The sequence below is a fragment of the Pseudomarimonas salicorniae genome (genome assembly GCF_023156535.1).
In the GTDB taxonomy this organism is placed as follows: Bacteria; Pseudomonadota; Gammaproteobacteria; order Xanthomonadales; family Xanthomonadaceae; genus Pseudomarimonas; species Pseudomarimonas salicorniae.
The window spans coordinates 130,858-149,438 of the sequence record NZ_JALNMH010000005.1; the positions used below are offsets into that span (position 1 = coordinate 130,858).

Sequence of the window (18,581 nt, forward strand, 5' to 3'; positions counted from 1 at the left end):
TCTCGCGGGCCCGGAAACGCCAGAATGCCGCTTGGCGCTCAGTGCCCTTCCAGCCGGCGCTGGTAGCGGATCGAATAGGCCGTTCCCGCCGCGAAGCAAAGCGCGATCAGCAGGCAGATCGGCCCGTTCCAGCGCGCGCGGCGGTCGATGTAGCTGACCTCGCCACCCCCGGTATCGAACCACACCGGAACCCGGTCGCCGGGCTCCAGCTGCTCGTAGCGCGAGCGGGCGACCGACTGTCGCCCATAACGCATCGATTGTCCTTCGGGCTGGAAACGGTAGCGCACCTGATACGAGGTCGTATGTCCCGTTCCGGTGCGGCTGGGCGTGCTCACCTCCCGCTTGGCGATCACCACGCCCTCGCTGCGCTCACCGACAACGAAGACGCTGTAGTCGGTCCAGAAGAGGAAGGCCGAGACCCCCAGCAGCAGCAGGGTGATCCCGCCCAGCACGATATTGCTGATCCGGCCGGCGCGACGCTGCTTGTCCAGCGCGCTCATCGCGTCGCCACCCAAATCAGCAGGCCGATGAACAGGGCCGAGACCAGCAACACGCCGCCGAGGACGATGGCAATCAGGATCAGGGCGCCCTTCTTCGGATCCCCGCGCAGCAGCCGCTCGAGTCCTGCCTGTTCACTGGGCTGCGCCGGCGGCGGCAGCTGCTCGGCAATCGAGGCCAGCGTCTGCAGCCCCTCGAGCACCGGTTTGAAGCGTTCCAGCGTGAAGGCCTCGCCCTCCAGCGTCGGGCTGGTGTAGCTGAGCTCACCCGGCATCAGCTGCACGCCCGGAAGCTTGTGCCCCTGCCGCCCGGTGCCTGCGAGCAGATCGGGAAGCAGGGCCGCCGCCCGCGGCTTGGCCAGCAGGTTCCGCGTCCAGTCGGCATCGGCGGCCACAGCGCAGAAACCTTCCAGGCCCTCGGGCATGTCGCGCACCTGCTGGCGGCCGAACCGGGCATGCAGCCAGCGCACGAAACCCTGCCTGGCGAGGCCTTCGCGGACAAAGGCCAGTCGCGTCTTCACCGCGCAGTCCATCCGGATGCTCAGCATGAAGCCCAGCTGCTTGCTGTAGCGGATGTCGCCGACGTAGCGGGTGCGCTTCTGCCGTGCCACGGCCACCTCGACCCGGCGCCCGTCCAGACTGCCGGACCAGATGGCGGCGCCCTTGTCGGGCTGCCGCTCGAGGCCCTGCTCGATCAGATGGCGGCCCAGCTCGAGGCCGGGATCATCCTCCGGCGTCCTGTAGACCAACGGTGCAGCCATGGCGGAGCTCCTTCGTCCCGGGCGCGGGGCCAACAGGAATACGTGCATGCCGCGACATGCAGCGAACGGGACCCGCCTGTGCGGGCCGTGGAGAGCGCCGGCCGCATCCCCATGCGACCGCGCAGGGCAAGGCTAAGCGGCAGGGCAAGCAGGGTCAAACCGGCAGCCATTGCCGAGGGCAGCACGCTTGCCCCACCGTCCGCCCATCACGCCCCCATGCCAACTTCGTCGTACGGAGATTCGCTGGCCGCGTTTCAACCGCAACCACGCGGGGCCCGGGCTGACCTAGACTCGACGCCATGAACGCCGAATCCAATGAACTTTCCGCCCGCGCCGCCGCCCTGCTGCGCGACGGCTTTGCCGACTACCACGCCCGCTTCGCCACGGTCACCCAGCGCGCCCGGCGCCGCTTCGAGGAGCGCGACTGGGCCAGCGCGCGGAGTGACGCCGTGGAGCGTATCGAACTCTATGACCGCTGCGTCGGCGAGACCTCGGTACGCCTGGCCGAGCTGCTCGGCGAGTCGGCCACCGACCGCGCACTGTGGAAGCGGATCCGCGACGGCTATGCCGCCCTGATCGCCGACCTGCTCGATCAGGAGTTGTACAAGACCTTCTTCAACACCCTGTCGCGTCGCTCGCACAAGATCCGCGGCACCGATCCGGACATCGAGTTCGTCGCGCTCGATATCGAGCCGACCGATCGCATCGCCCAGCCGGTGGCGCGCTATGCCTATGCCGCCTCACCGCAGCTCGAACGCACCATGCGCAGCCTGCTGGAGGACTACAGCTTCTCGGTGCCCTATCGCAACGTCGCCGACTGCGCGGCCAAGCTCGCCGCCTCGCTGGAGGCCCAGCTCGACGAATGGGGCGAGCCGCCGGTGATCGCTCTGGAAATGCTGCAGACGGTGTTCTACCGCGAACGGCGCGCCTACCTGGTCGGCCGGGTGTTCGGCGACAAGCGCTTCGCTCCCTGCGTGATCGCGCTGATGAACACCGACGAGGGGATTCGCGCCGACGCCGTGCTGACCCGACGCGAGCACATCGCCGTGCTCTTCGGCTACACGCGAAGCTACTTCCACGCCGACCTGCCGACGGTCGGCGACGCCGTGGTCTTCCTGCGCACCCTGGTGCCGCGCAAGCCGCTGGACGAGATCTACACCGTGCTCGGCCGTGCCAAGCAGGGCAAGACGGAACGCTACCGGCACTTCTTCCGCCACCTCGGCGGCGTGCCCGAGGAGCGCTTCGTCCACGCCGAAGGCGAGCGCGGCATGGTGATGCTGGTGTTCACCCTGCCCTCCTACCCGCTGGTCTTCAAGCTGATCCGCGACACCTTCGCCTTTCCCAAGAATGTCGCCCGCGAAGAGGTCCAGGCCAAGTACCGCCTGGTCTTCAATCACGACCGCGTCGGTCGCCTGGTCGACGCCCAGGAGTTCCGCTTCCTGCGCTTCCGCAAGACCCAGTTCGACCCGGTGCTGCTAGAGGAGCTTCTGACCGGCTGCAAGCTCAGCGTGATCGACGACGGGGAGGACATCGTCGTCAGCCACTGCTACATCGAGCGCCGGCTGCGCCCGCTTAACCTGTACATCAAGGAGGTCGACGCCGAGCATGCCCTGCTTGCCGCAGTCGACTACGGCCAGGCAATCAAGGACCTTGCCCGCAGCAACATCTTCCCCGGCGACCTGCTGCTGAAGAACTTCGGCATCTCGCGCACCGGCCGGGCGATCTTCTACGACTACGACGAGCTCTGCCTGGTCACCGAGTGCCGCTTCCGCGCCCTGCCCACCGCGCGCTCGGAAGACGAGGAGATGCACCACGGCGCCTGGTTCCACGTCGACGACAACGACGTCTTTCCCGAACAGTTCCCGCGCTTCCTGGGCCTCACCCCGGAACAGCAGGAAGCCCTGCTCGCCACCCATGGCGAGATCTTCGACGTGCGCTGGTGGCTGGAGGTGCAGGAGCGACTGCGCGGCGGCGGTTACGCCGATGTGCCGCCCTACTACGACGATCTGCGCCTGCCTTCCGGCTGAGCGGGCCGGGCAGGCAACACAATCTCGGAACCAACGCGCCCGATCGGCCGTCTTGCCGGGAGTACGCCTCCAGGTCGACCGCCCCGGTGCGGTTTCTAGACCTGTGCCGCCAGCTACATCCCAATGGATCAACAGGCTGGTCATCCGGGAGGAGCGACCGGGTGACCGGCAGAAACCGGCCAGGAGTGAGCGTTCGTATCCAAGTTGAACTGCCTGAAACTGAGCATTCCCGCTCTCAGATGTCTCGGAAACCTTGGGCGATTCAGGCAAGCGTCTCGAATCCTTTGGAGAGCGCTGCACGGATTACCAACCTGTGCGCGCCAGCGTGAATGGCAGGGGCGGACTCATGGATTACGGTTCACGCGAGTGGAATACGGCTTCGATGTTGTGTCCGTCAGGGTCTAGCACGTAAGCCGCGTAGTAGCCTGCATGATACTTATCACGATAGCCCGGTCGGCCATGGTCTCTCCCCCCCGCAGCAATCGCCGCTCGATAGAATGCATCCACCGCCTGCGGAGTCGATGCGGCGAAGGCGAGATGCAGCCGCGAGGGCTTTTCGTCACATTGGAACAGGCATAGCGAGGCTTCCTGCCCTGGCACATACATTTCAATTCCATAGTGCGGTGGCCCTTCTGGCCCGGCACAGACACCTAGCGGCTCCAGTGCACTAAGGTAGAAGGCCTTGCTGGTCTCATAGTTGGTGACTCCGAATTTCACGTGGTCGAACATTAGCTCTCCGATGAGTCGGTGTCTGAATACTTGCTGTAACCTTTCCGCCGATTACTCTGCGAAGTGTGACTGAACAGCGTCGTAGGAAGCAGCATGGTCGAATAGTGAGGGGGTTCCGCCCTGTTGGTTGAACTCCTCGATCAACTCTGCCATTGAACTCCAGAGCCGCTGCAGCAAAGCCGGCCCGGCGGTGAGTCGACGTACGCCCAGACCAAGCAGTCGCTCCAATGACGGCAAGCCCGGCAAGGCCATTACATTCAGTGGCAGCTTTGCGGCGTCAGTGATGAGCTTGATGTCGGATGCGTCGATCAGTCCTGGCACGAACAGACCATCGGCCCCTGCGTTGTGATACTTGCTCGCGCGGCGCAATGTTTCTGCCGCTGGATCGCCAGACAAACGCCTCAGGTACACATCTGTACGCGCGTTCACGAACAAGTCGAGCCCTTGACTTGCCATTCGGTTCTTCACCGCCTCGATCTTTTGGCACAACAAGTCTGAGGTCCCGTCGCCGTCTTCAATATTGATGCCTTGGACTCCGGGCGATACCAGACGCATTGCAATCTCTGCTACATGGACTGGGCTGTCTGAATAGCCGTTCTCGATGTCGGCGGTGACAGGACAATTCACAGAACGGCAGATTCGGGCAAGCGCTCGTGTGTGCACATCAACCGGGAGGAACGCTCCGTCGGCGTACCCGTTTGCCCAGGCCAGACCGGCGCTGGTGGTTGCAACCGCGGTGGTGCCAAGCGATTCGGCCAAGCGTGCACTGCCAGCGTCCCATATGTTGGCGAGCACCAAGAGCTCCGCGCTGTTGGCAAGCTGCCGAAAGGGATTGGCGATCAGGGCAGAACTCATGGATGACGATCTCCTCAGTGACTTTGGGCGGGGAGAATCTATCGCTAGATGGCGAACGACGCTGGCCGGATTCGGACGTTAATGACTGAGGCAGTCAGGCCCTACGTCACTGATCATTGAATCGCCCAGGGTTTGTCATACGTGCGCTCGCATCCATACCCCTCCGCGCGAAGGGCCGCTTTCGGGTGGCAGCGAAAGCTAACAACGGGTCGCAAACAGCCTGTCGCTTCATGCCGGGCCTGCAAATCACCAGTGTGCGCTGCCACCGATCCAGTGGACCACGCCTCCGTGCTGATTGGCCACGGCAACCGGAATGCGTCGCGGCCGCTTAACGCGTCGTTTGGGGAAATACGGATACCCTTCCGCGCCCTCCAGATCATCGACGAGGGCGACATGCTTCAGATCTGCGTCCCGCCTCTGCTTGAGCAACTCTTTTGGGTACCGAGTGAAGCCGGGTGACTGACTTGATGGCGCGACGAACAAGTTCGTAAATGTAACCGCAGGCATCGATACGATTGGCGGGTGCTCATCGTTTCGTCAGACGCCTTCGTTGGCGTTCTCAGTGGCCACGAGCCCAGACTGCAATCTGGACTAGCCCAGAGATGATTCGCCGCCATGCACGACGATGTGGGCAAGCTTGAAGCACAGCGCTCAGATGTTTTGGTGCACGCCGCCTCTGTGGCTGTCATTTCCTGCGCAGCTCTCCGTGATTTTTGGCCCGCGACAGCATCCGGGCTTCCTCGTCGGGAAGGCTCACGTATACTCAGGTTTCGACGGGTATGCTGGCGCAACAAGATGGGCGCCTGAACAAGCATGATGCCCGTTGCACTCCGCGGTCCTTCGGTTCCGGATGGCTGCCACTCAGGGGGAGCCATCCGGCTGATGACGGATAAGCGAGAGGTAAATGCCATGCCGAGCGGCGTAGGAATACGCGGCGGCTCGGCGACGAGCGCATTTCACGAACTCCTCTTGGGTACCCAATCTGCATTTGCTTCCGAGTTCGATCCGGCACCGATTCCAGCATCGCGAAGCCAGTTCCGCAGGCACTTCCCAGATCTACTCGCGAAGTTCGAGGCATTGCGGCAGCGTTCCGATCGACGAACTGAGATCGCGCACCATCTGTTCGATGCCAGCACGCGATTCTTCGTCTACCATGAGAACGGCGAATCACGCCCACTCGCCGACGCGCTGCGCGAGGACGATAGGCCGCTTGCGCTGGAGAGTGTTCGCTTCCGCGGACAGGCCGGCGTGCGTCCTTCCGTGCGCGTCGGTGACCGCACGCTCCACGGTAACGCGCTCAATACCTTCCTGGACCGACTGCATGTAAGCGGGCGGATGACCGGTCCTGCGCGAGAGGCGTTCAGGTGGCTCGCGGGGTTTGCCGAGCAGGGCCCAAATGGACTCGACCTATCCGGCCGACGAGTGGCGGTTCTCGGCGCAGGCGCTGCGCTGGCACCGATCGAGCTGCTGTTGCGGGGCGGCGCCGAAGTGCTGTGGTTGGATCTGCGCGCCCCGGACGACATGCTGACTCATCGCGACGATCTTGCCGGCAGGCTGCATTGGCCAACGCAGGGTGCGGACCTGATTGCCCAGCCGCGACGCGTGGTGCGTACCGTCGAAGCGTTTGCAGAGAATGGCCCGATCGATCTCGGCCTGTTTGCCTATGCGCCTGGGCGCGGACGCGAGTGGCTGCTCACTGCATCGATGAACGCCATCGTGGCTGCGCTGTCGCCTCTTTCAGTACGTACCTTGAGCATGTTCATCTCGCCAGCATCGCCGCTGCGACTGACCGATGAAGAAGTGGCGCGAGCGGACCGACAGCGCCACCAAGCCTCTAGCTGGAAGAAGTCAATGGCGGCTATGGGCCTCCTTGGTCGGGGCGAAGGACACTATTCCGACGGTCAGGTGTCGGTGGCGCGCGCGGTGATTGCGATGCAAGGCGTCAGCTATCAGGCCGCCCAGTACATCGACAAGATAATGGCTGCTGAGACCTGGTGCACCTTGGGAGCACAAGGCGGGGCGCGGAAGGCGCAGTACCATGTGTCGGCGAACACCGCGGCGATTACCGCGACGCCTTCGATGCAGAAGCCCGTGTTCGAGATTGCCTTCCGCGGTGCGCCAAGCTTCGAGATTGACATCTTCGAGCCGGCCACCACACAGGATCTGAACGGGCTGCTGATGGTTCGTGACTGGCTTGACCCCTCGGCGCCCGGCAATCCTTCCGCGCCGTTCCCGTGCCCGTTGGATCGCGTTGAGGCACTCAACGCAATCAAGATTCATGGCGGCGCCCACGGCATCGCCTATCCGGCTGAGCCGACAATTCGAATGTCGGCGCTGGTCTCACTCGCGCGCAACCCGGGGCAGATCCTAAGCTTGTTTCGGGGCCGCTGAACTGGAGCTGCCGATCATTCATGTCCTGACCAGCACCCAACCAAATTCCGTGTTCAGATCCGGAGCGACCGCATGACCCGCCCGGCGCCCGTGCGCAGAGCCCCCGCCGAACGCGCGCAGTATGACGCCTGGGTCTGGCGAGAATCCGCCAGATGCCCCGTGTTCCGCGTCTCGGGCGGCGGCGGCTCTGAACGGCCATTCGTAGTTGCCGGCCCGGCTGCGCGTGAGTTCATCTATGACCGAGCGACAGCAAGCCGTGAGGGGCACGGCGTGCTGTACCAGACCGAGGTCGATCGCCGGATGATCCCCGAGATCTTCCGCGCCTTCGATATGCACGTATCGGTAACCGACCAGGTCGAGGCGGCGCTCCCGGTCATCCGCGATCACTTTCGCCTTTGGGTCAAGCGCCAGCAAGTCGACTTCCAGTCTGCATGCCGAGAGCTCGCTTTCGCGATCGGCTGGCGCAGTCAGCTGGGCGAAGCGCTGCCGCATGATCATGGCGCGAAGATGGTCTGGGACTTTCTTTACCAACCTGGCATACGTGAGCACGGTGCCGGCTATTCACGTCTGGCCGAACGTATCGGACAGGCTGTGTCGCGCGCCGAGCAGGGCCAAGTACATGATTCTGCTTTCGTTGTGCAGTACCTGCGCGATGAACGCACAGGGCGGATGGATCGGGAAGGAACGATCGACGCACTCATCCACGGGCTGGGCACTACCGTCGCGCTGGTCAAGTCTTTCTGCGTGTTGCTGGTCGAACTCAATCGATCCCACGACACCGCCCGATCTAATGGAGTGCTGTGGCGGGAGGCACTGCTGAGCGACGAGCGAGCGCTGGCGTCGCTGGTCACCGAGGCGTTCTGTCGCACGCCAATCGTTCCGACGATGACAGTGTCACTGGATCGGACCGCACGGGGCGGTTGCCCGCTGCCGCTCAGCAAGACTGACATTCCGCACGGCGCCCAGGTGCAATACAGCGTCTACGGTGAAAACTATAGCGAGTCGTTTGATTGGTCGCGCTGGTGTGATGACCCGCTGGACGAGGCGCAGCACAGCGCAACGTTCGCGGGCGTGCCGCACAACAATGGCCGTCGCGATCCGAAGACCGGTCTCCCGGAGGTCATCTACTGCCCCGCCAAGTCACTGATGCACGGTTTCTCCCTGGCCTTTCTGCGCGAACTTCTAGTCGGGCTTAATTGGGAGATCCAGTCACTGCCACCGGGCCCGCCACCGCCGGTCCCCTTGCTGGTCACGTACCCGGATGGGCTGCTCGGTTTCGCTTCATCTCGGACAGTTTCGTTGCCGCGCCGGGTCCCGCCGAAGCGACACACTGAGAACTGCATTCCGCCGGGAGACCGGGTAATCGTGGTCGGCGGCGGCATCGGGGGCCTCGTTGCAGCACGCGAGCTGCAGAAATGCGGCTGTAGAGTCACCGTGATCGAGGCCGCCGACGGCGTCGGCCTTGGCAAGTGCGAGACCCTTGAGATCGACGGCCAAACTTACAATGTGGGCGCCCACATCGTGCGGCGCGAGGGACCGGTCCAGCAGCTGGCAGCCGAAGTCGGCATCGGTATCGAACCCTACCTCGGGCAGCATCAAAAGTTCGGCGAACGCGCTGGCGATGGCACCCATCGAGACGGCCTTGAGCTAATGCATGCCGGATCCATGGTGACCAGTCTTCTGGCCGATGCCGGCGCCGAGCGCTATGGATTTCTTGGCCTGGATGCGTACGCGGCAAACATCAGCAGTTGGCGCAAACACGCTCGGCCGTTCGTTGATTTCGTCCATCCGTTCTTCCACGGCGCCGGCTACGGGTCCTCGGATAAGATGAGTTCAGCCTACCTGCTGCGCTTTGCGGACGCCTCGCGGCATTCGCTGCAGAGTCCGGACCGCACCGGCACACCAGCAGGTGGCTTTGGCAGGCTGCTGCGCGCTCTGGCCGCTGATCTGGATGTGCGTTGCGGGCAGCGCGTTGTGGCCACGCAGCGGACCATCGACGGCGTCAGCGTGCAACTGGAGGATGGCACTCGACTGAAGGCAGACCAGCTATTCGTCGCCGCCAATCGACCGCTCGCCTTCCTTGCAGGCGATGAGGAGGAGACGGCGCTGCTTTCTCAGCTGCGCTACCTGCCCTACATCACGGGCTTCATCCGCGCCGAAGGTCTCAACAGGAACGGTTTTTGCGTGACCGACGACCCCGGAAGGCCATCGCCGGTTGCGTCCTACACTTACTACAATCCCGACAGCGACGTGCTGGCATGGTGGGGCTACGCCGCCCCAGGGCAGTCGGACGAGGAGTTTCTCAACGCCTCTCTGCAGCAACTGACGGCGATGGGCGCCCGATTCACTCGGGGGCACGAACCCCTGTTCCTTCAGCGCTGGGACTACGTGCCGCATGTTGCTCCCGGCGACCTAGCAGCCGGGTTCTACGAGCGGCTCGAAGCTCGTCAGGGCCTGAACCGTACATGGTTCGGAGGCGGTTTGACCTCCTTCGAACTGACCGACTGCATCGTCGGCTGGACGCGTGAGTTCATCGATCGCGTTTGCCATGAACCTGCACCTGCAGCAGAGCGGTGCGCAGAGGTGGATCCCGTAAGGCGCTTTATCGACACACCGTTGCCGGAGGACAGGTGTGACTTGGACGCGGTCGACCGCTGGTTCGATGCGCTCGGGGCGGCCTTTCCGACGCTGTTGCACGCTTTCCACCATCATGCCAACACGCAGCCCGACGGGGAATTCATTGTTTCGTTGGAGCGCGGAAGACGCGCGTGGACCTTTCGCGAAATGTGGGAGGAAGCCGGCACGGTAGCCACATGGATCGAGGATGCTGGCCTTAAGGCCGGTGACCGAGCGGTGCTGGTCTACCCCCCGGATAGCGTGCACTTTCCGGCCGCACTGTATGCGTGCTTCATGACTGGCGTGATCGCCGTCCCCGTCGCGCCACCGATTCCTCTGAAGGGCGATGCCGAAGGCCTCGAGCGCTTCAACCGCATTGTCGAGGACGCCGGCGCGGTGGCCGCACTGACCGATTCCCGATATTACTCACTGACCCAGTTAGACCGCCCCCTGCAGCGCATACGATCAGCGCTTGGCAGTAGCCGCTCTGCTGGCAATCGCTGGCCCGCAAGCCTGCGGTGGATCCGGACCGACAAGGCCCCCCGCGGAGTTTCCAAGCCCAGGCCCCTTCCCGTGCCGAACGACATTGCCTACGTGCAGTACACAAGCGGCTCGACACGCGCGCCGCGTGGCGTACTGATCAGGCACGACATGCTGATGCACAACGCGATCATGTCATCGCGAGACTGTCGTGTGTTTCCGCCCCAGCGCGGACTTGCGTGGCTTCCTTGGTGGCACGACCTGATGTTGGTAATCGGCTTCTGCGTGCCGCCGATCCTCGGGACCACCATCGTCTACTTCTCAGCCATCAAGTGGCTTGCCAGGCCCAACTTCTGGTTCGAGGCCTGCGCGTCCGAGCGCATCAACAACACTGCGGCACCCAACTTTGCGCTGGAACTGATGATCAAGCGTGCTGATGAATCGAAGCTGGCGGGCGTCGATCTCACCGGCTTGGTCATCTACTCGGGGGCGGAGCTCTGCCGGCCGGCAACCCACCGAGCTTTTGTCGATCGATTCGGCGAGTTCGGGCTACGCTTCTGGAACATTCGCAACATTATGGGAATGGCCGAGTGCACGCTGTATCTCTCCGGCGGCCGCGACGGGGACTCCCGCTATACCTCTTTCGAGCGGAATTCGCTTCGCGAGGATATGCGCGTGGTCGAGGTCTCGCCCGAGCATCCAAACGCGCAGACCCTGATCGCCTGCGGCCCGCCGGTTTCCGCACGCAACGACACCAGCGCCGTGATCACCGAACTCGCCTCAGGCGCGGTCGCCCCATCCGGCGTGGTTGGTGAACTGTGGATCCGCGGCCCCTCCGTTACCCCCGGGCACATTCGCCCAGGGACAGAGGACACAACCCGCTTCGCCGTGCCAACGCAAAGGCCGGAGAGCTGGTCGAAGTTTTTCCGAACCGGTGACCTCGCCTTCCTGCACAAGGGCATGGTCTACGTCTGTGGCCGGGTCAAGGAGTTGATCATCACCGGCGGTCGCAACCTCGTGCCTATGGATATCGAAGATGTTGTGGGCCGCGCCCATCCGGCTATCCGCGAAGGCTGCGTCGTCGCCTTCGGCATTGAGGACCAGGGCACCGAGGTGCTCTGCGTGGTTGCCGAGCTCCGCGAAAGCGCATATCGCCGGCGGCCCTCGGGCGACGCACTTTCCGAGGTCGTAGCTGCAATCGTTCAGGCGGTGGGGCATGCGGTCAACGAGCGCTGCCGCTTCGTCGGTTTAGTCGCGCAGAGGTCGCTGCCGAAGACCACGTCCGGCAAGCTGCGTCGAGTCGACGTTCGCCAGCGTTTCGCTATGGGTGGGCTGTCGCTGGTAGCTCCGGTTTTTGAGTTCGATATTGAGCGGACCGAGCGCAGCCCCGCACGCAGGGAGTGTCCTGACTCCTCATCGACAATAATGAAGGCGGCGCGCCCGATCGAGCCGACACAGGCGGTAACGTGGATAAAGGAGGTGATCGCCGAACTCGTTGGCATCAACTCCGGCACAATCGCGACCCATCAGAGCTTTTCCGATTTTGGGATCGACTCGCTCGGCGCTGTGGAGGCAATGGTGCTGTTGAGCGATCGCTGTGGCCAGCGCTTCGGTCCATCCGACCTGTTCAACTTCCCGACCATCGACGCATTGGCGACAGCCATAAGCGCTCGCTCGATCAGCCGTGCCATGTCGACCAACCCCTATGTTGTCTTGAACGACCATCGCGCGGACGGAGAGAAGCTGCTCGACGGTTCGCGTACAGTTTTCTGCATGCCACCCGGCGGCGGTCACGTGTTCGCCTATGTCCATCTGGCCCAGCATCTCGCGCCGCGTACGCTGGTCGCCTTCGAGAATCGCAGCGCCGAGTCGCGGACTCCGATGGACGAACTGGCCCGGCGCTATGCCGAGTCCATACGCACGCTGCAGCCCGAAGGCCCTTGGCACCTGCTGGCGTATTCGCTGGGTGGCGTACCTGGTGCTCTGGTAGCCGAGGAGCTCGGCCACTGTGATTTGGTGCTCATCGACGGACTCGCCCCTAATCTGGCGTCCTATACCCGTGGGACCGTGGACCCGTCTGCTCTCGAGAGCACCGCGGCAACCGGGCGCAGAATGGCCGAGCGTGCCGGACAGCTGGTCGTGGAGGATGATGATGCGGCCGCGATAGTCGAGGCACAGATGGCCTGGGATCTCCACAGCGCATCTCTTGTCAAAGTGGAATCGCTCGATCCAGTGGACAGGGACTCTGAAACCGGCGAGGCGCGGGGCGTGCACGTCGTGCAACTGCGCGCGCCCGAGCCAGAAGCAGGCATCGAGGGCACCTTGCTGCAAACCTTGCAGAACGACCCGCACCTCGGCTGGAGCAGCCTCGTCGAGGACTTGGAGAGCCGGGTAATCGCCGGTGGACACTTCAGCGTAGTCGGCCCCGAGCTGGCTGCGGGCACAGCCGTCGAAGTCGCAGCAGCCTTCGATGCATCACCCCATGCGGAGCGCTCCATCGACTCCGGCTGAGGTCTACGATGAGCTGCTGCGCCTGTCAGTTAGGTTGCGGCTGTTGGGGGCCCGGGCTTCACGTGCTTTCGTCGAGGGCGACACCGCTGCCAGCCTACCTTCGACAGGGTGCCCAACCCAACCGGCAGCTGCGATGGAGTTTCTCATCTGGTACGCGTGTGACGACGCATGATTGCGGCGCCGCCGTCGAACGATGTGTGTGCGGATACCTCTTCAAATCGTACGGAACATCTGTAATTGATAAGCAGACCGGATCAGCTGCAGTCGTGCACTTGGCCTTTGGTTTGGTCGCGTTGATGGTGGCCATCGTTGATCCTGGCCATCATGGGGTACGTTCAGTCGGGTAGTGCTGGATACTCACTTTAGGGGCGAATTGAAAACTCGCTTCGGGTCGGAATGCGCCGGTGGACGCAGGTATGTAGCCACGGACGGGCTCCGTAGACCGAGGCCAGCCGAGAGCGGCTGTTTCGTAATGTTGAGTTCGGGCGCGAAGCGGACGTACCGCATAACCCGAATGTAGGAGCCAGCCTGCTGGCGATCGGCACCCCCGACCGGACGATCGCCAGCAAGCTGGCTCCTACACACGCAACGGCGTTGCCAGGTCCGGTTGGCGCCGCAAAGCAGGCCCTGCCGTAGTCAAACTGTGGGAGTGCCCTTGGGCGCGACCGCGGAGGCGCGCTCTGGCCGCGGTCTGTGGAGAACACGCCACGCCGCGGTCGCGCCCATGTGCGCTCCTACAGTCGGGCTTCGTTGGGCGTCAGCGAAGCCCCGTAGGGTGCGTCTTGGACGCACCGGTACGGGCGTTCGGACGGTACGCGCGGTGCGGCCAGCCGCACCCTATGAGTGTCTTCCTTGCGCCCGAAGTACACATCACCCAGTGCACGTTCTGGGGCGGGATGCAGCGGTCGCGTCGTTGCAGGTTTCGGGTCGGGGTCCAGCCGACAGAGGGCGGCCGAGATGGGAGGCTCAGTCGCGGGTGGAGTATCCAGAGTGTGCGTTGTGGTGGCGCCTGTTTGCCAACTGCCAGGTCCTTCTGTTGCGGTTGTATGCTGGCCCGATCGACTGCCGGCTGCTGCATCAGAACTCCTTGGAACACATGCAAGACAAGAGGGATACGAGAGCCACGTGGCCGGCGATCTGGGCCGGTCCGGCCCTGTTGCCGCTGGTTGCGGCGGTAGTGATCGATGCCGGCGACAAGCAGGTTCTGGTCTGGCTCGCGGCAATCACCCTGTCGTTGCCCTATCTCGCGGGCGCGATGCTCGCGTGGCGGACGTGGCACTCGCGTGCCGGGTCGGTCGTAGCTGGATGCGCCGCTGCGGCATTTGCCTACGTCACCCTCATCCTGTTGGCCGAAATCCTGCTGGGCTGAGAGTTCGCGATCAGTCATTCGGTCGTGCTTCGCGGATCCAATCCACTGAGGTGCTGTGGACACCTCTGCTCGGCCCGCCATCGTTGCACCGGGGAAGCGCCGCAATCCCACCTGCTCCAGCGGAGGTCTGCCATCGCGCCGAACGGCGGTCGGGAAAAGGGTCGAGATGCACGGTGGATTTGGGCTGCAGTTGCTGCGCTCGGGTCTGCGCAGCAGTAAGCAGGATCGCCGGCGTCCTCGCGGCCGCCCCCTCAGAATCCCCTTACGGCTCGTGGCCGTGGCCTCGGCTGAGCGGGTGATCGTCTCGGCGGGCGTCGAACTTCCGAGGTCTCGCGAATCGGGGTTTGCTTGACTTACGGCAGCCGGCCACGTAACACGTCGTTCAGGAATAACGAAGAGCTTCGTATCATGCGTATCGCCCCTCCCCTGCTTGCGTTCGCGATCCTCTGTCTTGCCCCGTTTCAGTCCGGGGCGCAGCCGCCGCCCGAGCCGCGGGAGGCGGTCGAGCCGGCAGCCGGGACGGAGTGGATCGGCCCCTTCGCTCCGCGTGGGGACGTCGGCAGGGACCGGCTTGGCGAGGCGGTATCGAAGCAGGCCTATCGACCCGACCCGCGGATCGAGGACATGCTCGGACGGGCGCTGAGAACGCAGGATGCGCGCTGGATGCAAATCCAGCAGGGGGCCGATGCCGTCGTCGACCCCGAGTTCCCGCTTCGCTACCTCCACCATGTCGGCTCGGCAGAAAGCGCGATTGAGGTAGTCGAGGCAGGGAAGAGCACGCAAACGGTGCGGGTCCGGTTCCAGCGCGCGGCCGATGCGGCACCTGTCGCCGCGGTCTGGGTGTTCAACAGCACAATCGGCCGCTTCTTCCAGACCAACAGCAGCGGCGAGATCAGCTTCGAGTCCGGGCCGGTCGAGCGTTACTCCCTGAGCGTGGCGCCGTCGGCGCCGCTGGCAATGCGCACGCTCTCGCTCGAGATCGAAGCCGGGCGGACCGACTACACGGTCGCGCTCGAGGACGGCGATCCGCTGACCCTGCGCTACACGCCGCGCAGCGGGGTGCTGTCCTCGGGCTTCTATGCCTACTACTCGGTGGATGGCGTATCGAACTTCGCGCGCTGGGTGGGGCCGGATGCGGTCGACCGGATCGCGCTGTTGCCCGGCGCCGAAGCCACAACGCGACCCGTTCCGCCCTCCCCCCATTACTTCGACACGGTCGCCCACTACATTGGCCAGCAGCGTGGCGAACTCACGCTGCCGCTGGACAAGGGCGTGCTGGTCGACATCCCGATCGCCGGCACGGGCAGCGCAACGGCCTACCGCGAGCGCTCGGGGCGCTGGTTCAGCGAGGTCCGCGGCAGCGACTTGCTGCGCCTGCTAGTGGTGCCGGGAGAGCCCATGCGGATCGCCATCCAACCGCCGCCGCCCGGCCTGCCCAAGGTGCTTCGCGGGCAGCGTTTCGATCGCGACCTGCGCATCGATCCGGCATTCGATCCCGGCGTCGCGCTCGATCTCGAGTTGCTGGGTACCGAGGGCCAGGCGCAGTCGATGGACGTGTCGGTCAGCGCCCGGGACTTCCACAGCCTGCAGCGGCTTGAGTCCGGCGCTCGCATCGCCGTGCCGCACGACGCCGAGGTGGTGATCGAGGCCGGCCCCCGAAGCCGCTCACCCACGCGCCACAAGGGGCGCTTCGCCGCGCCGGGTGGACTGAGCCTGCGCCTCGCCGAAGAGGGAAAGGTCAGTGGCCGGGTCCTGGCTGGCGACGGGTCGGCCCTCGGCAACGTCCGCGTGCAGGCCCTGCAGGCGGGCAGGCTGGTCGCGAGCGACACCAGCGACGGCAGCGGGCGCTATACGCTCACCCTGCCGGTCGGTGAGTACGCGCTGCATGCCTTTTTCGAGGGTCTGACCGCACCGGTGACGGAGGGCGTAGAGCAGATCGTTTCGATCGGGTCCTCGCCGGCGGAGGTCGATCTCACCCTGCCCCGACCGGCAACCAGCCTGGTCCTCAACCTGCCATCGAGCTGCCACGGCGCCTACAGCTATCGGGTTCCAATCAGCCTTACCGATGCCTCCGGCAGCGTGGCGGTGCGACATCTCAGCCCTTCGCCCAACGACGGCTCGGTGCGCGTCGAGCTGGCGCCCGGACGCTATCAGTTCCGTGCCGAGATCCCCGGTTATCCGGCCTGGGAGGGCACGGCCGAAGTGCCCGCGGCGGGATCGGTGCAGGTCTCGGGCGCGGCGCTGGAGGGTGAGTGCAGACGCTGGACCGGGCAGCTTCTGGACGCCGATGGCCAGCCGGTGCCGCAGTCCTTCGTGCGCATGGAGAACGAGGCCCACGAGGTCGTCGCCTGGGCCCGCACCGACGGGCAGGGACATTTCTCGCTGCCGATCTCACCGGGGTTCGCCTATGGGTTCTCACCGCCCGAGTCCGGCCGCTCGCTGCGCAAGGTGCGCGTCATCGAACGCCGCAGGGCGAGCTTCGCGGAGGATGTCCGCCTGGAAGGGCTCGACTTTGCCGCCCTGCCACAGCCTCGGAGCGGCCGGCAGCTGATCTACGGCGATGCAGGCGATCCCGATCGCTTCGATATCGTCTTCATGGCCGAGGGCTATGTCGCCACCCAGGAGCGCTTCGAGGACCGCAACGGCAACGGGCTCTGGGACGGGCTGCTGTTCGCCGACCTCGATCGCAACGGGCTCTGGGACCGCGGCGAGCCCTACACCCGCTACGGCACGGCAGCGCCGCCCAGCGACAGTCAGTACGGCACGGACATCCGCAGCGGCAACGAGCCCTTCGAGGACCTCAATGGCGATGGCTACCCGAGCATCGACGATCCGTCGGTGTTCGGGCTCAACATCCGCAACTTCGTGCGCGAGCTGCTTTCGCTGCCGTTCTGGGCCGAGCGTCGCGACGCCATCAACGCCTGGGCGCTCTGGTATGACTCGGAGCAGGCGGGCATGGACCTGATCGACCGCGAGGGCAAGCCGATCGAGACGCGCAACACCGCGTTCGGCGCGCGCTGGCTGCAGGACAGGAGCCTTCTCGCCATCGACTACTCCAAGGCGGAAGGGGCGCTGGCGAGGGACTTCCCGCAGTACGGGCAGCGGGTCGTCCTGCTCAACCAGCCGGTTGCCATGGGCAGGGCCAACGCCTGGATCCTCTACTACGGCGGGCTGCCGGGGGCGAGCCCGGTGTCGACGGTGGCCAGCCACGAGCTGGGCCATTCACTCGGGCTGCTCGCCGACGAGTACCAGGAGTTCCGTGGCAATCATCTCGGCGTCGAATCCGCCGCGCCCAACCTGACCCGGATCCTGGAACCCGACCTGCCGCGCTGGCCGATCACCGCCGCCGGTCCGGGCCCGCATCCGCTGGGGTCACCGGGGGATGGCTGGTTCGAGGGAGCCGGCTATTACCAGGGGGGCATCTTCCGACCCAGTCACCAGTCGACCATGCATGGCAACCGGCTGCGCTTCAACGGCCCTTCGCTGGCCGCGATGAAGCGCGAAGCCTGCGCGAGGCTTGGCGCCTGCGAGCGCTTCCCCGCGCTGCGCAGCGGCGTCTGGTGGCATCCGGACGAGCCGGGCTGGGGCGTGTTCATCGTCGACCAGGGCGACCAGCTGGCGGCCGCATGGTTCACCTACGCCGAGGATGGCAGACCGACCTGGTTCCTGCTGCCGGCGACCCCCGAGGCGCCGGGACAGTACCGCGCGCCCGTGCTGAGGTTCAGCGGTACGCCGCTGGCCAGCATCGGTCCGGGCAGCGTCGCCGAGGGCGAGACCGCCGGCGAGGCCGAACTGCGCTTCGCCGCGGATGGCACCCTCGAGTTCGGCTACCGGGTGGGCGCGGCCCAGCGCGATGTGCGGCTGCAGGGCTTTCCCTTCGCCGGCGTCGAGCCGACCTGCCGCCCCGAGGGCACGGTCCTCGCCGCAGACAGCGCACACGTAAGCGATGTGTGGTGGAACCCCGATGAAAGCGGATGGGGCCTGTTCCTTCAGCAGCGCGGCCAGAGCCTGTTTGCCGCCTGGTACACCTATGCGGAGGACGGCTCTCCGGTGTTCCTCGTGGCCACCGCCGAGGGCGACGGGGAGGTCTTCACCGGGCCGGTGTTCCTGCAGCGGGACGGCACGCCCTTCTCCCGCATCGATGGCCAGCCCGCCAGCCCGGGTGCGGAAAGCGTCGGCGAGGCCGAGTTCCGCTTCGATAGCGGCCGCAGCGGTCGCTTCAGCTACCGGGTTGGCGACGTGCAGCAGGAGAAGCGGATCGAACGGCTGCAGTTCGGCAGCGCCGCACCGGTATGCGGTGATCGCTGAGCGTTGAGGCCGCGCGCCCGACGGTCTATCGGCCAGC

At 65.0% G+C, this 18,581-nt stretch carries 9 protein-coding genes; 5 read left to right on the forward strand and 4 right to left on the reverse strand.

The window, feature by feature from the left end; genetic code table 11:
- Positions 1-38 precede the first annotated feature (38 nt).
- A complete protein-coding gene (locus tag M0G41_RS07395; protein ID WP_248207117.1) occupies positions 39-500 on the reverse strand; it encodes a DUF3592 domain-containing protein in 462 nt (153 codons plus the stop codon).
- Positions 497-1,258 carry a hypothetical protein gene (locus M0G41_RS07400; protein ID WP_248207120.1) on the reverse strand — a complete coding sequence of 254 codons (762 nt, stop codon included), beginning with the start codon at positions 1,256-1,258 and terminating at the stop codon, positions 497-499. Before M0G41_RS07400 ends, M0G41_RS07395 begins: the two co-directional genes overlap by 4 nt.
- Before the next feature lie 299 nt (positions 1,259-1,557).
- On the opposite strand from M0G41_RS07400, the gene aceK reads away from it, so the two are divergent.
- On the forward strand, positions 1,558-3,285 hold the full coding sequence (gene aceK, locus M0G41_RS07405) for a bifunctional isocitrate dehydrogenase kinase/phosphatase (protein WP_248207124.1): 1,728 nt from the start codon (positions 1,558-1,560) through the stop codon (positions 3,283-3,285).
- Between the two features lie 351 nt (positions 3,286-3,636).
- Here the strand turns inward: aceK and M0G41_RS07410 are convergent, their stop codons facing one another.
- On the reverse strand, positions 3,637-4,014 hold the full coding sequence (locus M0G41_RS07410) for a VOC family protein (protein WP_248207126.1): 378 nt from the start codon (positions 4,012-4,014) through the stop codon (positions 3,637-3,639).
- A 51-nt stretch (positions 4,015-4,065) separates the two neighbouring features.
- Entirely contained in the window at positions 4,066-4,869 is an 804-nt protein-coding gene (locus M0G41_RS07415; protein WP_248207128.1) for an isocitrate lyase/PEP mutase family protein, read from the reverse strand.
- 882 nt (positions 4,870-5,751) lie between these two features.
- Here M0G41_RS07415 and M0G41_RS07420 point away from each other — a divergent pair.
- The 4 genes from M0G41_RS07420 (at position 5,752) to M0G41_RS07435 (ending at position 18,544) form a co-directional block, all read left to right on the forward strand.
- Positions 5,752-7,260 (forward strand): hypothetical protein, encoded by a 1,509-nt coding sequence (locus M0G41_RS07420; protein ID WP_248207130.1) that lies wholly within the window; start codon positions 5,752-5,754, stop codon positions 7,258-7,260.
- 159 nt (positions 7,261-7,419) lie between these two features.
- Entirely contained in the window at positions 7,420-12,867 is a 5,448-nt protein-coding gene (locus M0G41_RS07425) for an AMP-binding protein (protein WP_248207131.1), read from the forward strand.
- A gap of 997 nt (positions 12,868-13,864) precedes the next feature.
- Complete coding sequence (locus M0G41_RS07430; RefSeq protein ID WP_248207132.1) at positions 13,865-14,236, forward strand: hypothetical protein; 372 nt, start codon at positions 13,865-13,867, stop codon at positions 14,234-14,236.
- A gap of 408 nt (positions 14,237-14,644) precedes the next feature.
- Positions 14,645-18,544, forward strand: coding sequence for a carboxypeptidase regulatory-like domain-containing protein (locus M0G41_RS07435; protein ID WP_248207134.1), 3,900 nt, complete (start codon positions 14,645-14,647; stop codon positions 18,542-18,544).
- Positions 18,545-18,581 lie beyond the last annotated feature (37 nt).

Bases quoted from the DNA above. Each gene is read 5' to 3' on its own strand.
- M0G41_RS07395 (WP_248207117.1), bottom strand. From the start codon at position 500: ATGAGCGCGCTGGACAAGCAGCGTCGCGCCGGCCGGATCAGCAATATC.
- M0G41_RS07410 (WP_248207126.1), bottom strand. From the start codon at position 4,014: ATGTTCGACCACGTGAAATTCGGAGTCACCAACTATGAGACCAGCAAG.
- aceK (WP_248207124.1), top strand. From the start codon at position 1,558: ATGAACGCCGAATCCAATGAACTTTCCGCCCGCGCCGCCGCCCTGCTG.
- M0G41_RS07400 (WP_248207120.1), bottom strand. From the start codon at position 1,258: ATGGCTGCACCGTTGGTCTACAGGACGCCGGAGGATGATCCCGGCCTC.
- M0G41_RS07435 (WP_248207134.1), top strand. From the start codon at position 14,645: ATGCGTATCGCCCCTCCCCTGCTTGCGTTCGCGATCCTCTGTCTTGCC.
- M0G41_RS07415 (WP_248207128.1), bottom strand. From the start codon at position 4,869: ATGAGTTCTGCCCTGATCGCCAATCCCTTTCGGCAGCTTGCCAACAGC.
- M0G41_RS07420 (WP_248207130.1), top strand. From the start codon at position 5,752: ATGACGGATAAGCGAGAGGTAAATGCCATGCCGAGCGGCGTAGGAATA.